At 43.0% G+C, this 15,935-nt stretch carries 15 protein-coding genes; 6 read left to right on the forward strand and 9 right to left on the reverse strand.

Annotated elements, in window-relative coordinates:
* Positions 1-492 precede the first annotated feature (492 nt).
* Together B4K11_RS16785 and B4K11_RS16790 are read left to right on the forward strand one after the other, a co-directional pair.
* Positions 493-1,467, forward strand: coding sequence for a DUF1852 domain-containing protein (locus tag B4K11_RS16785; protein WP_292959466.1), 975 nt, complete (start codon positions 493-495; stop codon positions 1,465-1,467).
* Positions 1,468-1,496: 29 nt separating this feature from the next.
* Positions 1,497-2,525: a methionine synthase gene (locus tag B4K11_RS16790; protein ID WP_292954059.1), complete on the forward strand. Its 1,029-nt coding sequence runs from the start codon at positions 1,497-1,499 to the stop codon at positions 2,523-2,525.
* 170 nt (positions 2,526-2,695) lie between these two features.
* Here B4K11_RS16790 and B4K11_RS16795 read toward each other — a convergent pair whose 3' ends face one another.
* From B4K11_RS16795 to B4K11_RS16815, 5 genes are all read right to left on the reverse strand, one after another.
* Entirely contained in the window at positions 2,696-3,595 is a 900-nt protein-coding gene (locus B4K11_RS16795) for an aspartoacylase (RefSeq protein WP_292954056.1), read from the reverse strand.
* A gap of 271 nt (positions 3,596-3,866) precedes the next feature.
* Entirely contained in the window at positions 3,867-4,763 is an 897-nt protein-coding gene (locus B4K11_RS16800) for a LysR family transcriptional regulator (RefSeq protein ID WP_292954053.1), read from the reverse strand.
* A gap of 157 nt (positions 4,764-4,920) precedes the next feature.
* Entirely contained in the window at positions 4,921-5,664 is a 744-nt protein-coding gene (locus B4K11_RS16805; RefSeq protein WP_292954050.1) for a GGDEF domain-containing protein, read from the reverse strand.
* Between the two features lie 230 nt (positions 5,665-5,894).
* Positions 5,895-7,469, reverse strand: coding sequence for a sensor histidine kinase (locus B4K11_RS16810; RefSeq protein ID WP_292954047.1), 1,575 nt, complete (start codon positions 7,467-7,469; stop codon positions 5,895-5,897).
* Positions 7,466-8,179, reverse strand: a complete 714-nt coding sequence (locus B4K11_RS16815; protein WP_292954044.1) for a response regulator transcription factor — start codon at positions 8,177-8,179, stop codon at positions 7,466-7,468. Before B4K11_RS16815 ends, B4K11_RS16810 begins: the two co-directional genes overlap by 4 nt.
* 253 nt (positions 8,180-8,432) lie before the next feature.
* Between B4K11_RS16815 and B4K11_RS16820 the strand changes: the two genes are divergently transcribed.
* The 4 genes from B4K11_RS16820 (at position 8,433) to B4K11_RS16835 (ending at position 11,509) form a co-directional block, all read left to right on the forward strand.
* Positions 8,433-9,101 carry an outer membrane protein gene (locus tag B4K11_RS16820; RefSeq protein ID WP_292954041.1) on the forward strand — a complete coding sequence of 223 codons (669 nt, stop codon included), beginning with the start codon at positions 8,433-8,435 and terminating at the stop codon, positions 9,099-9,101.
* 266 nt (positions 9,102-9,367) lie between these two features.
* On the forward strand, positions 9,368-10,510 hold the full coding sequence (locus B4K11_RS16825) for an FIST N-terminal domain-containing protein (RefSeq protein WP_292954038.1): 1,143 nt from the start codon (positions 9,368-9,370) through the stop codon (positions 10,508-10,510).
* On the forward strand, positions 10,503-10,643 hold the full coding sequence (locus B4K11_RS16830; protein ID WP_292954036.1) for a hypothetical protein: 141 nt from the start codon (positions 10,503-10,505) through the stop codon (positions 10,641-10,643). Before B4K11_RS16825 ends, B4K11_RS16830 begins: the two co-directional genes overlap by 8 nt.
* Positions 10,644-10,651: 8 nt before the next feature.
* Complete coding sequence (locus B4K11_RS16835; protein ID WP_292954033.1) at positions 10,652-11,509, forward strand: sensor histidine kinase; 858 nt, start codon at positions 10,652-10,654, stop codon at positions 11,507-11,509.
* A gap of 94 nt (positions 11,510-11,603) precedes the next feature.
* On the opposite strand, the gene gmhB is transcribed toward B4K11_RS16835, so the two are convergent.
* The 4 genes from gmhB to B4K11_RS16855 all read right to left on the reverse strand — a co-directional run bounded on the left by gmhB (position 11,604) and on the right by B4K11_RS16855 (position 15,893).
* Entirely contained in the window at positions 11,604-12,164 is a 561-nt protein-coding gene (gene gmhB, locus B4K11_RS16840; RefSeq protein WP_292954030.1) for a D-glycero-beta-D-manno-heptose 1,7-bisphosphate 7-phosphatase, read from the reverse strand.
* Positions 12,165-12,278: 114 nt separating this feature from the next.
* Positions 12,279-14,327: a glycine--tRNA ligase subunit beta gene (glyS, locus tag B4K11_RS16845; protein ID WP_292954027.1), complete on the reverse strand. Its 2,049-nt coding sequence runs from the start codon at positions 14,325-14,327 to the stop codon at positions 12,279-12,281.
* Entirely contained in the window at positions 14,327-15,298 is a 972-nt protein-coding gene (glyQ, locus tag B4K11_RS16850) for a glycine--tRNA ligase subunit alpha (protein WP_292954024.1), read from the reverse strand. Before glyQ ends, glyS begins: the two co-directional genes overlap by 1 nt.
* Positions 15,299-15,446: 148 nt before the next feature.
* Positions 15,447-15,893: a YtoQ family protein gene (locus tag B4K11_RS16855; RefSeq protein ID WP_292954021.1), complete on the reverse strand. Its 447-nt coding sequence runs from the start codon at positions 15,891-15,893 to the stop codon at positions 15,447-15,449.
* Positions 15,894-15,935: the final 42 nt, after the last annotated feature.

Raw genomic sequence — 15,935 nt, forward strand, 5'->3', positions numbered from 1 at the left:
ACTTTTCACACGGCCTGGGCACATTGCAGTCGTCACTACCTGACTGCTTCTTCATTCTTTTCACCTCTCAACGGACATTTAGAGCTCTGATATTAAGTTTCATCCTCTAATGTGGCTTTTATTGGCCTGTACTATATTGTGGCGAGAGATTTTTTATCTGAGGCAATGACTTGTCTAATCGATTAAAATCGCTTAGGCGGGATCTGGTGAGGTCGAATTTCTTCCATATGTTGGTCAAATCGCCCTTTTCTTTCATTTTTTAATAGCTTCCTTCTTTAGGCATAAGTTATTACGCCCTACCCAACGCACTTTCTTTTTACCCTCTACAAGGTGTAATCAAACCTACGCCCTTCCAATTGATTACGTCTGTTCATGGACCAATGAAATTTAACCATTTTTATTCATGTCGTTATAAACCTACTCTGTTCCAAGCCTTAGAGAGTGCGGAACCAATATTGGGTTTATCTCGGAAAACATGGATAACAGATCAAAATGAGTAACGATTTTATTTTTTCGATTAATAGCGTTGGCTTCGATGAACATTATCAGCCTTCAGACAATACACGTATTACGACGAACTTTGCTAATTTGGCGAGAGGTGAAAGTCGTGAACAGAACTTACGTAGCGCTTTGATGATGATCGATAATCGTTTCAATGCATTAGCACATTGGGATAACCCTAATGGTGATCGTTACTCTGTTGAGCTAGAAATTATCTCCGTTGATATGGATGTTGAAGGCAGTGGTTCTGCTTTTCCAACAATTGAGATATTGAAAACTAATATTCTGGATCATAGAACTAACGAAAGCGTTGAAGGAATTGTTGGCAATAATTTCTCTTCATACGTGAGGGATTATGACTTTAGCGTATTGCTGCTGGATCATAATAAGGATCAGCCAACGTTTAGTATTCCAGATGGTTTTGGCGATCTTCATGGGAAGTTGTTTAAGTCTTTCGTAAATTCACACGCTTACAAAAAGAGCTTCAAAAAGCTGCCGGTTATCTGTCTGAGTGTTTCGGACAGCAAGATTTATCAGCAGACAGAGAACCACCACCCTGTTTTGGGTTATGAGTACCAGCCAAATGAGTCCTCTTTGACTGAGCAGTACTTTAAAAAAATGGGTCTGCAGGTTCGCTATTTCATGCCAGCCAATAGCGCTGCGCCTTTGGCTTTCTACTTCTTTGGCGATCTGCTTAATGATTACACGAACCTGGAACTGATAAGCACCATCAGCACGATGGAGACGTTCCAAAAAATATATAGGCCTGAAATTTATAACGCTAATGCTGCCGCGGGTAAGTGTTATCAGCCGAACTTGAGAAACGTGGACCATTCCTTAACTCAAATAGTTTATGACCGAGAAGAACGAAGCGCGCTTGCTATTAAGCAGGGAAAATTTGCTGAGGAGCATTTCATCAAACCTTACCAAGCACTCCTTGAGCAGTGGTCTGCTAATTACGCTTAATAACCTACGAGGCTTTTAAAGTATTCATTATGAAAACGCTATTACCGACTTCAACCGCAGGCAGCTTGCCAAAACCTGCTTGGCTCGCAGAACCTGAGACGCTTTGGTCCCCTTGGACATTGCGAGATGATCAGTTAATTGAAGGTAAGCAAGATGCTTTGCGAGTGTCGCTGCAGGAGCAACAACGGGCGGGTATTGATATTGTCAGTGACGGGGAACAATCACGGCAGCATTTTGTGACAACCTTTATTGAGCATCTTAATGGTGTGGATATTGAAAAGCGTAGAACTGTTAGAATTCGTGATCGCTATGATGCCAGTGTACCTACTGTATTTGGCCCTATCAGCCGCAATCAGCCGGTGTTTGTTGAGGATGCAAAGTTCTTACGCCAACAAACGGATCAAACCATTAAGTGGGCGCTACCCGGCCCTATGACAATGGTTGATACGCTCTACGATGATTATTATAAAAGCCGTAAGGAACTGGCCTGGGAGTTCGCCAAAGCGTTAAACGAAGAAGCTAAAGAGCTTGAAGCGGCGGGTGTAGATATTATTCAATTTGATGAGCCTGCGTTTAATGTCTTTTTTGAAGAGGTAAATGAGTGGGGCATCGCCTGCTTAGAAAGAGCGATTGAAGGTCTTAAGTGTGAAACCGCTGTGCATATTTGTTATGGCTATGGGATTAAAGCGAATACCGATTGGAAAAAGAACCTAGGTTCAGAATGGCGTCAATATGAAGCGATTTTTCCTCAGCTGCAAAAATCTGGCATCGATATAATCTCACTTGAGTGTCATAACTCTCATGTACCCATCGAGTTACTTGAGCTTATCCGTGGTAAAAAAGTGATGGTGGGTGCTATTGATGTCGCGACGGATTGGGTTGAAACGCCAGAGGAAGTCGCTTCGACTCTACGTAAAGCACTTAAGTATGTCGATGCGGATAAACTATACCCTTGTACTAACTGTGGAATGGCTCCCCTGTCTCGTGAAGTCGCACGGGGTAAGTTAAATGCTTTGCAGGCTGGCGCAGAGATCGTTCGAAGGGAGCTTTCGGTTTAGTATTTTGCAGAAGCGCTTAGGCGGAAATGTCAGTGAAGGGTTTAGTGAAACGTTAAGTGGAAGGTTTATCAACTAAAAAGCCCTTGCAGTGATGCAGGGGCTTTTGTTTGTGGCTTACTTATTGTCACGGGTTACTGCTATTGGATATGTTCACTGGTTATTTTTGCTGGCTATGATTCGTCAGTGAGTTTTATATTAATTTTCTCCATAAAGCTTAGGCCCACATGCTGATCATAATAAGCGGCTTCATTGATAAATGCGCCATACACCGTTGAGTTACCTTCATAAACAATGGTCTCTCCACCTAGCGTCATAAATAACGGATCACCCGGTTTGATCTCCTGATAATCTTTATTCTGAAGGTTCGGGTGAATCATCGCTGTAATCTCACCTTCTGAGTCTTCCGGCAAAGAGATTTTCTCAATAAATTGATACCCATCCATCTGGGTCGGTAAATCAATCAGCTGCCCTGTATTTCTTTGCTCAAGGTAATCCAGCGCATGCATAACGGCTGTATGAGTATCTTTGTAGACCTGATAATTTAGTAAGCCTTGAGCGATCGGTCCTACCTCAATCAGAAAACCGTTTAAGCGCCCTAGCGATGTTAGAAAGTTATCATTAATACGATCACTCGGATTAAAAAATAGAGTTGCCTCTGGCATCTTCTGTTTTATATAGAAAGCCATTCCAACCACAAGGGGATCATCTGTGTTGATGATTAGGGACATCCCCATGTTTGCCGTCGTCGTATGTAGATCAAGAATAAAATCGACTCTGGGCTCCTCTTTCGGCCCAAGCAAGGCATTCAATGTTTTGGCTTGCTGCTGCTCGTAACCTTCTAGATTTGGGTTATTCAGATCTTTAAGATTAAATTGTCGATTTAGATCTTGGTCAATATAGCGACGAACCTCTGCATTCGCTTTAGGGTTAGCTAAGTGAAGTTCTGTTGCAAAGCTTGCACGGTTAACTTCTTCTGGGCTTTTTGACCAATGCTTAACAAGGTGAACCCCTGTTAACTCATTCCCATGTGTTCCGCCTGTAATAGCGACGTTTTTTATCGAATCAATCATAAACTCTTATCTTTCTAATTCTTATGTGATGGGCCAGTTTGCAGGCCATCATCATTAAGCATGTTCTGTAACGATTTGTATATGATGTTGCTTATATTAAAGGTCTAAATGCTACTTTTATTCTACTAATACAGAACACACCTGATGGGAATTCATTGCAAAGGGAAAGCAATGTGCCTTCTTAGTTGGTCGCTTGTTTTGCTTCTTCTGACGTTATGAACTTATTCTCTATTGTTTGGTTTAGCTTAGAGCTTAGCTTTTAGTTTTGATCTTAGAATTTATAGCTTATTTGCTGTTTTGCTAAATCGATAAAAGCTTGAATATGCCCTTTCTCGCTATCGCATGAACGGATACCTAGATGTATTTTTTTATGTATCCCCTCATTTCCTAATCTAATCTGTTTGATCGGTAAGGTTTCTATCTGCTCGCTGGCGAGCCAGTTAGGCATTATGGTTACCCCTCTATCTACGGCCACCATTTGTAAAATCATCTCGGTCGTTTCTAGGGTTTTATGCTTCTTCGGACGACAGTTTGCGGGTATGAGAAACTGTTGGAATATATCTAACCGCTCCGGTTCTACTGGGTAGGTTATTAAGGTTTGTTCACTTAGGTCGTGAGGATGGATAAGCTCTTTGTTTGCTAACGGATTATCCGTGCTAACCACGAGCATAAGTTCATAGGGGAAAACCGGTTCGAAGTGGATTGCTTTTATAGAGATCGGATCGGGGGTGACTAGAATGTCGATCTCTTGATTACAAAGTGCGGCCATGCCACCAAATTGGAAACGTTGCTTAACATCCAGATCGATACCTTTGTGGAGGCCAAGATAAGCGCCTGACACACGAGTTAGCCATTGGTAACAGGGATGACACTCCATCCCTATGTTGAGAGTACCGAGTTCATTATTGGCAAACTCTTTAAGTTTTGTGTCGACCCGCTCAAGTTGCGGCAGTATGCGTTCTGCTTCTTGAAGTAAGAAATTACCTGCTTGGGTGAAGTGAATCTTTCGCCCTTTCTTCTCCCAAAGTTCGCAACCCACTAGGCTTTCTAATTTTCGAATGGTGTGACTGAGGGCGGATTGTGTAAGACAGAGTTTATCTGCTGCTGCGGTGACAGAGCCTTGGTGATTAATCTCTCGAAGTATTCTTAAGTGTGCCCGTTCTATCATTTAGAGACCTATAACCAACGCGTGTTGCTTGATATAAATAAGTCTTTATTTTTAAGTATTGTTCTCTTTTATCCTAATGAAATAAATTCGGAGAAAGATGAATACTATTACTACACAGTTATAGATTTGAGCGCGCAGGAAATGTTGAAAAGGGATTTTATTTTGTCGCATAGAGCGAGATGCAGTTCTTCCCTTCTGATTTGGCTTTGTACATCGCTTTGTCTGCTTGGCTCACTAGCTTATCTATTTTGAGTGCATCACCTTGATAGTGAGCTAACCCTGTACTCATACTGATGCTTAGTTTTTTCCCTTCAATAATTAGCTCTTTAGAGGAAACCGTTTTTCTTATACGCTCAAGAATCATGTGAGCATCTTCTATTTTTGTTTCAGGAAGTAGAATTGCAAACTCTTCGCCACCTATTCGCGCGATAATATCGTTTGCCCTGGCTGCGTTGCTGAGGATTTGTGCGAAGCTTTTCAGCGCTTGATCACCTGCGTTGTGCCCATACACATCATTGATCTTTTTGAAATCATCTAGGTCCATATAGGCTAAGGTGATGTGTGTTCTATTCTTTTCTGTTATCTCTTTTAACTCATCAAACTTTTCGAAGAATGTTCTTCGGCTTATTAAGCCTGTTAACTCATCATAGGTTATTAACTTCCTTTGTTTTTGCTCTAGTTCATCAATTTTGATGATAAGCCCGATCAGAAACCAAGTTACCAGCGGGGCAATTATTCCCGGGGCAATGATAGAGATGATGAGTGCTATTTGCGTAATGCTATCGTCTGCATCTGATAACCAGAGTATAAAGAACGTAATAAAAACGGACAGTACGATGGAGACGGAAGTGGCGGCGAGACACACCCCGATCTGTCCTATCTGTGTAATTGTTCTTCTCATAGGGAATGATGCACTTCTTTAAATTGCGGTTATCGTAAAATTACTTAGAACAGTATAGACAGTCCAGACCCTTCAGTCGTTAGCTTCAGTAGCTATTATTACCTCCCACTATTACCTGCTCATTATGACCACTCAAAGCACTTCTCCTAACTATTAGGTTGCTTTAATTGATTCTATGTTTCACGTGGAACATACCTTAGAGCTTTACTAAAAAACGTTAAGCTATCCGTTTATGTAGCATTAGGTAGTGAAAATTCAAAACGTGTTCCTTTGTCTATTATGCTCTCTACAGTTATTGGGCTGTTATGTAGTTCAAGAATACGTTTAACAATTGCTAGACCTAATCCGGTTGAGTTCCTACCTTCTCTGCTGTTATTTGGGTCTCTGTAGAAACGATCAAAAATGTAAGGAAGGTCCTGTTTATGGATTCCTGCTCCGCTGTCGGAAATGCTTATTTTTATGGCGTCAATTGCGCTTCCAGATGTGGTGTCAAAATCAAGGATGATGATTCCATTCTCTGGTGTATAGGTTATGGCGTTGCGAATTAAGTTTTCAAATACCCGCTGGATGAGACTGATATCTGCATAGACCTGAAGGTTGTTAAATGCTGTTCTAACTTCGTAGTTTATACCTTTATTAGTTAAATCAATTTCTAACTCTTGTAGTGTGTCATAGGCTAATTCAATTAGTGAAAATGATTCGAAGTTAGGTTCGGCTGACGGTGAGTCCAGTTTTGATAATTCAAATAATTCTCCTATTAGTTGGCATAACCTATTGGAACTATTCATTGCTTTCTTTAAAAATAGTGTGCGCTCACTTTCATTAAGGGATCTGTCTTTGATTATAAGTGTCTCTAGATAGCCTTGAACCGAAGATAGTGGGGTTCGGAGGTCGTGGGAGATATTAGCAATAAGTTCACGCCTGGTATGGTCAGTCTCTTTTATGAGTTTAAATTGCTGCTCTATTTGATTCGACATCTCATTAAATACATCTTCGAGCTGTTCGATCTCATCTTTATGGCTTATCCCGTCGCAAGAAGAGAGCTTGGAGGCAGGCTGAATTGTTGGTGTCCCCTTTTGATCAGACCTAAGTTGATTACAGGAGAAGGTCTGGATCTGCTGGCTAAGCGATCTGAGCGGTTTAATAAGCATCCTAAATATCACTAAACCTGTTAGCGTAACGATAATACCGATCATGATTATGCTTATAACGGCCATAGAGCGGCTCTGGCTGTCTTTCGTTGTATTACTGATCTCGGAGTGTAGTTTGCTACCCAAAACGACGTAGAGGTAGCCTTGGAGGTTTTGCTGGTTTCTTATCTCAGCAGCTGAAAATATTTGGTTTCTAGTTGGGTCCCTTGGATCCGTTCCGTGAATAGGCAGTATTTGTGGATTCTTTATGAAGGCTTTAATTGGCTCTAGTGATACTTTGGCTGCCTTTACTGGATCAGGTAAAGCGTGTGCTATTACATTGCCTTTTGTATCGAGCAGATAGACTTCTGCTATAGGGTTTATGATCATCGCTTGGTGGGATAGTCGCCTTAAGGCTTCAAGGTTTGGCGCGTCACCCTCTTTGTTTACCAGCTCATACTCATTGGTGATATACATGGCGATGCTAGCGTTAAGCTTTTGCGCAACCTCTTCGTTATAGCGTTCCATCCAATGCTGCCCAGCAAGCAGAGTTGCAATACTTGATAGTATGACAATAAAAATCAGCGCAATAGATAAGCGTGTGGCGAGTGTACTTTTAATAAGCCCCGCTAGTTTATTTCCTTTGCCTTTATTTCTATCGTTTATCGGCATCATGCTGACAACTCCGTTGTGTCGAGTTTATAACCGACCCCCCAAAGTGTGACGATATATTTTGGGTTATTCGAGTCTGTTTCTATCTTTGCTCTTAAGCGGTTTATATGCGAATTAACGGTATGTTCGTATCCGTCGTGTCCATATCCCCAAACTTGATCAAGAAGCTCCGAGCGGCTAAATACCCTTCCCGGGTGTAACGCAAAATATTTAAGTAGATCAAACTCGCGGGCGGTTAGATCAATATGTCTAGTTCCTAGCGTAACTTGCCTTTGACCTTCATCGATTATTAAGGGGCCAATTTTTATTAAGCGGCTGGTTTGATGTTCGGTTTTTTCCATTGCTGATGCACGTCGAAAGATCGCCTTTATGCGAGCGATGAGTTCCATAACGCTAAATGGTTTTGTGATGTAGTCGTCTGCACCTAGGTCCAGGCCTAAGACTCTATCAAGTTCACTCGAGCGTGATGTTAAGAGTAAGAGTGGTGTGTAAGCTTGTTCTTTACGCACTCTTCTACAAATATCTAAACCGGATGCGCCGGGTAGCTGAATATCCAAAATTAGGAGATCCCACGTCTTTGACAGTGCTAATGACATGCCTTCATTTCCATTAGTGCAATGAGTGATAACAGCACCCATATCCGTCAGGTGTAGCGTCAGTAGATCAGCGATGTCTTGTTGGTCCTCAACAATCAGTATTCTTCTATGTTCCATGATTATTCTGCAGTAATGGGTTGTCGTTAAGTTCGGCTAAATCTCAATGTCTTAAGTGTGACCATGCATCTGCTAATTAATTCTATTGGTGATTTATCACGTAAGTATCACGGGCAGGCTTTGTTTTTGGCTTCTCTGTGATAACTACGGATAGAAAGATGATGTTCTTGTTAGCTCGGTTTGAATTGTTAGTCGTTAATTATTTTTAAACTGGGTCCATCTGAATTCATTCATCTTTATATATGGAGTTCCCATGAAACGGTTAAATGCTAATTTGAGCACGCTTGCTTCAGCTGTATTGTTATCTGTTGCGGTAAGTCAGAGTGCGATTGCTGCAGATGGTTTTTATGTAGGAGGTCAAGTCCAGAGCTCGACCTTTGGTCATAAAATTGAGCGGAATACGGGTAGTTCCACCAATCCAAGTATTACGAGTTTCGCTGAAGAAACAGATGTGGCTGTAGGTGTGCATCTTGGTTATAAAATGCATGTCACTGATGATGCTTTTGTTGCGGCGGAAGTTTTTTATAATGCCGAAAACAGTGAAACTACTAACATCAATAACATGCTTCAAACGCGTTTAGATCTAGAAAGCACCTATGGTATTAACTTTAAGGCCGGTGTGGATGTTACGAGTAAATTTGCTGTTTATGGTATTGCTGGTGCGACGGTATTAGATTTTGATATTCATAACAGCTACCCATTTGCTCCGCCTATGCGTAGTGGTGATACAACTGAAGTGGGTCTCTCTTTAGGTGCAGGCTTCGAGTATCAAGTTGATAATCAATGGTCTGTGAAAGGTGAGTACATTCGAATCAATGATGTGGATTTCACGCCTCTGCCTGAGGTTGCCGTTCCAGGTAAAATCAATCCAAATGATGTTGATTACGACAGCTTGAAGTTGTCGCTTAGCTACGCGTTCTAGTAGCTACTTGATGATCTCTACTTAATCGAGATCTCTCTTCTGCCTACACATGTTAGTCGTCCCCCCTTCTTTAATGTGTGTAGGTCGATTCCCCTCTCTGTTAGAAATCGGCTTCTGCCAGAATTAATCACAATTCAAGTTTCAGGCTTTACTCTCGCTCTGAGCTTAAACCTTAAATCTTTAATCCTAAACCTTTAATCCTAAGCCTAGGCATTCAGCGTCAAATTCTACTAAGCTTTTATCACCTTTTTAGAGTTAGCAATGTAATGAATGACGCAATCAAATTTGCTTCTACTCAGCTCTCTGACGCAAGGCTTGCGGTTAATGAGCTTAAGCAAAACCTTTCTTTAGATAGCTATAGTCTTATATCGGTCTTCTATTCGGCTTCTTATGAGTTGGAAGTTCTGCGTGATGCTTTGCTTGTCGATTTCCCCAATACTGAAATTGTTGGCTGTTCTACAGCGGGAGAGATAGGTGCTAAGGGGTATTCTGAGAATAGTATTTCAGCTGTAGCTTTCTCTAAAACGAGCTTTCAAATTAGCGTTCATCGCTATGACGATCTTAAGAATCTTTCTGTAATTGATTGGCATGATGCGACCGTTAAGTTTCACAGTGAACATAATCTAAAGTGTGGAATACAATCAGATGAATCAACCTTCGGTTTTCTATTAATTGATGGAATGTCACGAAGGGAGGAGCCCTTCACGCGTATCGTGAGTAATGCTATCTCTGGAATTCCGGTTGTAGGGGGCTCTGCTGGAGATGATCTCTATTTCAACACTTGCCCAATATTACATAACAGCGATATAGCGACAGATAGTGCAGTGCTTGTCCTGATAACAACCCCCTTGCCGTTCCGTTTATACAAGACTCAAAATGTACTCGCCAATGAGCAGCGGATGGTTGTTACTGGTGCCATCCCAGAGCTTCGAGTTATCACCGAGATTAATGGTTTTCCTGCTGCTGAAGAGTACGCGCGGATCTGTAATCTGAATACTGTTGGTGAGCTTTCTTCCGCTGTTTTTGCCGCTCATCCTGTCGTAGTTGTTATGGGCGATGAGCAGTATGTTCGTTCTATCCAACACGTAAATCCGGATCACAGCCTGACTTTTTATTGTGCTATCGACCAGGGCATGGTTATGCGACTTGGCACTTGTACAGATCTTGTTGAAAGCATGGATAGGACGCTTACGCAGATCGCTAAAGATATTGGCAGGCTAGCTTGCACCGTTACCTTTGATTGCATTCTACGCCGTTTACAGTTGCAGGAAATGGGCGAGCTTGAGCATATGTCTAAAGTTCTCAAATCGCATAACGCAATCGGCTTTAGTACTTATGGGGAGCAGTTTAACGGTCTTCATGTTAATCAGACATGTGCGGGGATTGCGATTGGTGCTGTAGATGAGTAGTGATACTGATACCGCTTATAAGGCTGAAATAGCACGTTTAAACAAAATCATCCGTGTCTTGTGTGATCGTGCGGAGTTGGGTGTAAATAGCGAAGCGAGTGATTTTCCATCTTCCAGACAACCGTTGTTCTAGAAGAGAAGGTGCAGGCACGTACCGCCGAACTCAAAGAAGCTCTCGATAGCTTGGCCATATCCAATGAGGAGTTAGATTGCTCTCTTAATGAGTTAAAGCGAACCCAGAAAGCGCTTGTGGAATCCAAGAAAATGGCTTCTTTGGCAGGTCTGGTCATGGGGGTCGCGCATGAACTTAACACCCCGCTTGGGGTCGCTGTAACGACTGTTTCTTCTATCGAGCAGCGCTGTAAGATCCTCAAGGATGACTTTGAAAATGATCATTTAACCCAAACGGGATTATTCGAATCGCTTGATGAAATAATGCAGGCGGTTACTTTGGCTTCTTCTAGTTTGTTGAAAAGTAACTATCTTATCTCTCAGTTTAAGCAAGTGTCTGCTGTTAAGGGTAAACCTTATTTAGTTAACCTTTCTTCTTATATTCAGGAGTTATGTCTTGTTATGAAGGAAGAGCTTGATCACCCTTCTCTATCAATTTCAGTGGATGTTCAATCTGATTATTTGGATTGTGTCGTAGACGAGAACGCGCTTTGTAATGTCCTTTCTAGTCTTATGTATAACTCTTCCCAGCATGCCTTTGGTAATCAACCGTCGCCTTCGATCAGTCTTCAAGTTTCAGTTGCAGATGGGTATGTCGTCATTAATTACAAGGACAACGGTTCTGGGCTTGATCCTGATATTGCCCCAGAAATTTTCGACCCTTTTTTTACCACGGCCAGAAGCTCTGGCTCGATTGGACTTGGGTTATACATCGTTTTCAATATCGTCACTGAGGCATTGGGCGGCAATATTGAATTAACCGCGTGGTCTAATGGTTGTCACTATACGCTTACGTTTCCACGTATATCGGGCGCAATTGATTCCTAATTCTCTATGTTTCACGTGAAACAACTTCCAGTTTACCCTGCTCTATTTCAGCCTAGATGATTGCTAGGAGCAGTGTATGGAAGCCGTTGCATGTTTAGCTGCTAAGTAGATGTTGTGCAAAAGAGATTAGATCATCAAATATAATAGTGTTAGCTGGCATATCTCCTTTAGCGATTGTTCTTTCTCCCTTTCCTGTTTTAACCAGCACAGGTGCGCTGCGTAGTTTGCTGCCAGCTATTAAGTCTCGACCGCTGTCACCAACAGTGAAGCTCCCTGCAAGATCATCTAACTTAAGATCTGAGGCGATCTCCTCAAACATGCCGGCATCTGGTTTGCGGCATTTGCAGTTGTCATCAGGACCGTGTGGACAGAACTTAATGCTTTGTATTTCCCCGCCGGCTTCATTAACTAGCCTAAGCATTTTGTCGTGCATTTTGCTTAGTGTGTCCTCTGTGAAATAGCCTCTTGCTAAACCTGATTGATTCGTAGCTACATGAATTTTGTATCCGGCTTTTGATAGCATTGCGATAGCTTCAATACTTCCAGGTAGCGCTATCCATTCGTCAACGCTTTTAACGTATTCATCTGAATCTTGATTTATAACGCCATCCCTATCAAGAATGATTAGCTTTAAAGGTGTTTCTTTATGTGGCATCTCATGCGTCTCATTGGTTGTGTTTCACGTGAAACAAGTTTGGTTATAGCGTTGTGGCGGCGAAAAAAAACCGGCTAATAAAAGCCGGTTTTGATTTTAAGCAATAAGAGACTACTAGCCAAGGACTGAGATGTCGGCAACGCCAAGGAACAGAGCGCGAAGCTGGCTCAGAAGAGCAAGTCGGTTGTTCTTAACGGCTTCATCATCTGCCATCACCATTACGTCTTCAAAGAAAGCATCTACTGAAACGCGAAGGCTTGATAGAGATTCCAGTGAGTCTTGGTATTTACCTTCTGCGAATAAAGGTGCAAGAGACGCCTTCTGAGCTTCAATTTCTGCTGCGAGTGCCTTCTCAGCTGCTTCGGTAAGAAGTGCTGTATCGACTTCTGCTGTACCTGTTACGCCCTGCTTACTAAGGATGTTTGATACACGCTTGTTTGCAGCAGCAAGAGCTTCTGCTTCAGGTAAAGAGCGGAAGTGATTTACGGCTTTTACGCGGCGATCGAAATCAAGCGGGCGGCTTGGTTTTAGTGCAAGTACTGCAAGGAATACTTCAGCATTGATGCCTGCATCTTCGTACCAAGCGCGGAAACGCTCAAGCATAAAGTCGAGAACTTTATCTTCCAAGCCATCACGTGCAGGTAACGAGTTGTGGTTGTCAGCTGCTATTTTAAGTAGCTCGCGCAGATCAAGATCAAGATTGCGTTCAACAATAATGCGTAACACACCTAGAGCAGCTCGGCGTAAAGCAAACGGGTCTTTAGAGCCTGTAGGAGGCTGATTGATACCAAAGAGACCTGTTAGGGTGTCTAGACGATCTGCAATCGCTACAGCGATGCCGGGAGCGCTCTGTGGTAGCTCGTCACCAGCAAAACGTGGCATGTACTGCTCGTTTTGAGCCAGTGCTACGTCATTGTTTTCACCGTCATTCAGCGCATAGTGGTAACCCATTAGGCCTTGAAGATCAGTGAACTCATAAACCATATCAGTTAGCAGATCTGTTTTAGCAAGTAGACCTGCACGCTCTGCTTTACTCTGGTCTTCGCCAAGAGCTGTTGCGATCTTTCCAGATAGTGCGCTGATACGGCTCGCTTTGTCGTGAACGGTGCCTAGGTCTTTTTGGAAGACAATGCTCTTAAGTTTTTCTACGCGTGACTCTAGAGTGGTTTTCTTGTCTGTCTCAAAGAAGAACGCAGCATCAGAAAGACGAGGACGGATAACCTTCTCATTACCTTCGATAACCTGTTGAGGATCGTTAGATACGATATTGCAGATAGTCGTAAAGTTGGGTAGGAGGTTGCCATTAGCATCTAGATGGTGGAAATATTTTTGATGCTCTTTCATTGAAGAGATAAGTGCTTGAGCAGGTACTTCAAGGAAACGTTCCTCAAAGCGACCGGTCAGCGCAACTGGCCACTCGTTTAGAGCGGTTACTTCATCCAGTAGATCTTCGTCAATTTGCGCTACTGCATTTAACTTATTGCCCTCAGCTTGAACCTGTTCATTGATCATCGCTTTACGAATTTCGTAATCTGCGATAACCATGCCCGGGCTTTCTAAGCTGGTTGCGTATTCAGCTGGCGTAATAAGCTCGATATTTTGGTTGTAGTGGAAGCGGTGACCGCGTGTTTTTCGGCCTGATTTTAGACCAAGAATTTCGCAATCAACAACTTCATCGCCAAACAGCATAACCAGCCAATGCACAGGACGAACGAACTCAATACGAGATGCTCCCCAGCGCATGCGCTTTGGAATAGGCAGTTTGTTTAGTGAGGTTTCAACCAGCGCAGGAAGCAAGGATGCTGTTGCTTTGCCCTCTTCTGTCGCCTTAAAGTTGAAGTATTCACCTTTGTTGGTTTCAATTTTTTCAAGCTGGTCAGCTGTAACACCGCAAGAGCGCGCAAAGCCCTCTACCGCTTTTTCAGGCGCTTTTACTGAAGGTCCGCGTTTTTCGATCTCGCGGTCAGCTTGCTTGTCATCTAGGCCGCTGATAAGTACAGCAAGGCGGCGTGGTGATGCATAGCTTTTTACTTCACCGAAGCTAACGCCAGCCTCAGCTAAGCCAGCAGTAATGCCTTTAGTAAATGCATTCGATAATGTTTTAAGGGCTTTAGGTGGTAGCTCTTCAGTACCTAGCTCTACAAGAAAATCATGTTGTGCCATTACTTGCTCTCCTCGCAGTTTGCCAGAACTTCCTGACGTAGTGCTTCAGGTGCTAGCGGGAAACCTAACTCTTTACGGGTGTTGAAATATGCTTGCGCAACACCACGTGCCAGTGTTCTAACGCGTAGAATGAAACGCTGACGCTCTGTTACAGAGATCGCATGGCGTGCGTCTAAAAGGTTGAACGTATGTGATGCTTTTAACACTTGCTCATATGCAGGCAGAGGTAGAGGTGTTTCTAGCTCTAGTAGCTTATTGCATTCAGCTTCACAGTGATCAAATGCTTTGAATAGTTCGCTTACATCGGCGTGTTCGAAGTTGTAAGTGGATTGCTCCACTTCATTCTGGTGGAAAACATCGCCATAAGTTACAACGGAACCGTCTTCATTCTTCGCCCAAACTAGGTCATATACGCTGTCTACGTTTTGTAGGTACATAGCGATACGCTCTAGACCGTATGTGATCTCGCCGGTCACTGGGTAGCATTCCAGTCCACCCGCTTGCTGGAAGTAGGTAAACTGAGTAACTTCCATTCCGTTTAGCCAAACTTCCCAGCCTAGACCCCATGCGCCGAGTGTCGGTGATTCCCAGTTGTCTTCTACGAAGCGAACATCGTGAATGCCCAGATCAACGCCCATGCGGCTTAAAGAACCTAGGTAAAGCTCCTGAATGTTATCAGGGGAAGGCTTCAATACGACTTGGAATTGGTAGTAGTGCTGCAGACGGTTAGGGTTTTCACCATAACGGCCATCCGTTGGACGACGGCTTGGCTGCACGTATGCAGAACGCCAAGTTTCGGGTCCAATAGCACGAAGAAAAGTTGCAGGGTGGAAGGTGCCAGCACCTACCTCCATATCAAGCGGTTGTACGAGTACACAACCCTGCTCTGCCCAGTATTCTTGCAGTGCAAGGATCAGCCCTTGAAATGTGCTTACGTCTGGGGTTGCCTTATCAGTCACAGAGTTCACCATTGTAAATTTGGCCGAAAAAATTAGCCGGGAATTATACAACAAAAAATGATCAATCGGTCTTTGGAATGGTGCAAACGAGAGGATAATGCGGGATTTTTAATAAAAAGATTGAGCAGAAGAGGAATCTGCTCAATCTGTCGCTCAAAGATTAGTAATCTAAGCAGAGGTATTTCAGTGTTTCAATCACTTGTTCAGTGTTTTCTACAACCGCATGAGCGCAAGCGTCAATCTCTTTTAGCGGGTGTGTAAGCTCGGGTGCATGCTCAACAATCAATGATTTTCCGTTAGCTATGGCAAAGCCCGCATCGAAGGCTGCATTCCACTGACGGTATTTATCACCAAAGCGAACGATAACAATGTCAGCGCGTTTGATCGCTGTCATGTGGCGCATTGTATTCATCTTTGCGGACTTGTGATCAGTCCAGAAGTTTTTCTCTTCCGGGCCAAGAATAGTTGTGGCGCAACCATCGCTTGAATCATGGTCTGTGTTAGGTGTAAGTACATCAATAGGTAGACCGTTTTGATTGATCGCTTTTTTGATCTTATCGCGCCAGTCAGAATGAATCTCGCCAGATAGGTATACAGTATAACGCATGATTAAAGTCTCAACTTTGTGGTTCTATCCATAAATAAATTA

This window comes from Neptuniibacter sp. UBA6509 (genome assembly GCA_002435145.1).
Taxonomy (GTDB): Bacteria; Pseudomonadota; Gammaproteobacteria; order Pseudomonadales; family Balneatricaceae; genus Neptuniibacter.

Bases quoted from the DNA above. Each gene is read 5' to 3' on its own strand.
- B4K11_RS16800 (WP_292954053.1), bottom strand. From the start codon at position 4,763: ATGATAGAACGGGCACACTTAAGAATACTTCGAGAGATTAATCACCAA.
- B4K11_RS16825 (WP_292954038.1), top strand. From the start codon at position 9,368: ATGAATGACGCAATCAAATTTGCTTCTACTCAGCTCTCTGACGCAAGG.
- B4K11_RS16830 (WP_292954036.1), top strand. From the start codon at position 10,503: ATGAGTAGTGATACTGATACCGCTTATAAGGCTGAAATAGCACGTTTA.
- B4K11_RS16785 (WP_292959466.1), top strand. From the start codon at position 493: ATGAGTAACGATTTTATTTTTTCGATTAATAGCGTTGGCTTCGATGAA.
- B4K11_RS16820 (WP_292954041.1), top strand. From the start codon at position 8,433: ATGAAACGGTTAAATGCTAATTTGAGCACGCTTGCTTCAGCTGTATTG.
- B4K11_RS16805 (WP_292954050.1), bottom strand. From the start codon at position 5,664: ATGAGAAGAACAATTACACAGATAGGACAGATCGGGGTGTGTCTCGCC.
- glyQ (WP_292954024.1), bottom strand. From the start codon at position 15,298: ATGGTGAACTCTGTGACTGATAAGGCAACCCCAGACGTAAGCACATTT.
- B4K11_RS16795 (WP_292954056.1), bottom strand. From the start codon at position 3,595: ATGATTGATTCGATAAAAAACGTCGCTATTACAGGCGGAACACATGGG.
- B4K11_RS16790 (WP_292954059.1), top strand. From the start codon at position 1,497: ATGAAAACGCTATTACCGACTTCAACCGCAGGCAGCTTGCCAAAACCT.
- gmhB (WP_292954030.1), bottom strand. From the start codon at position 12,164: ATGCCACATAAAGAAACACCTTTAAAGCTAATCATTCTTGATAGGGAT.
- B4K11_RS16810 (WP_292954047.1), bottom strand. From the start codon at position 7,469: ATGATGCCGATAAACGATAGAAATAAAGGCAAAGGAAATAAACTAGCG.
- B4K11_RS16815 (WP_292954044.1), bottom strand. From the start codon at position 8,179: ATGGAACATAGAAGAATACTGATTGTTGAGGACCAACAAGACATCGCT.
- glyS (WP_292954027.1), bottom strand. From the start codon at position 14,327: ATGGCACAACATGATTTTCTTGTAGAGCTAGGTACTGAAGAGCTACCA.
- B4K11_RS16855 (WP_292954021.1), bottom strand. From the start codon at position 15,893: ATGCGTTATACTGTATACCTATCTGGCGAGATTCATTCTGACTGGCGC.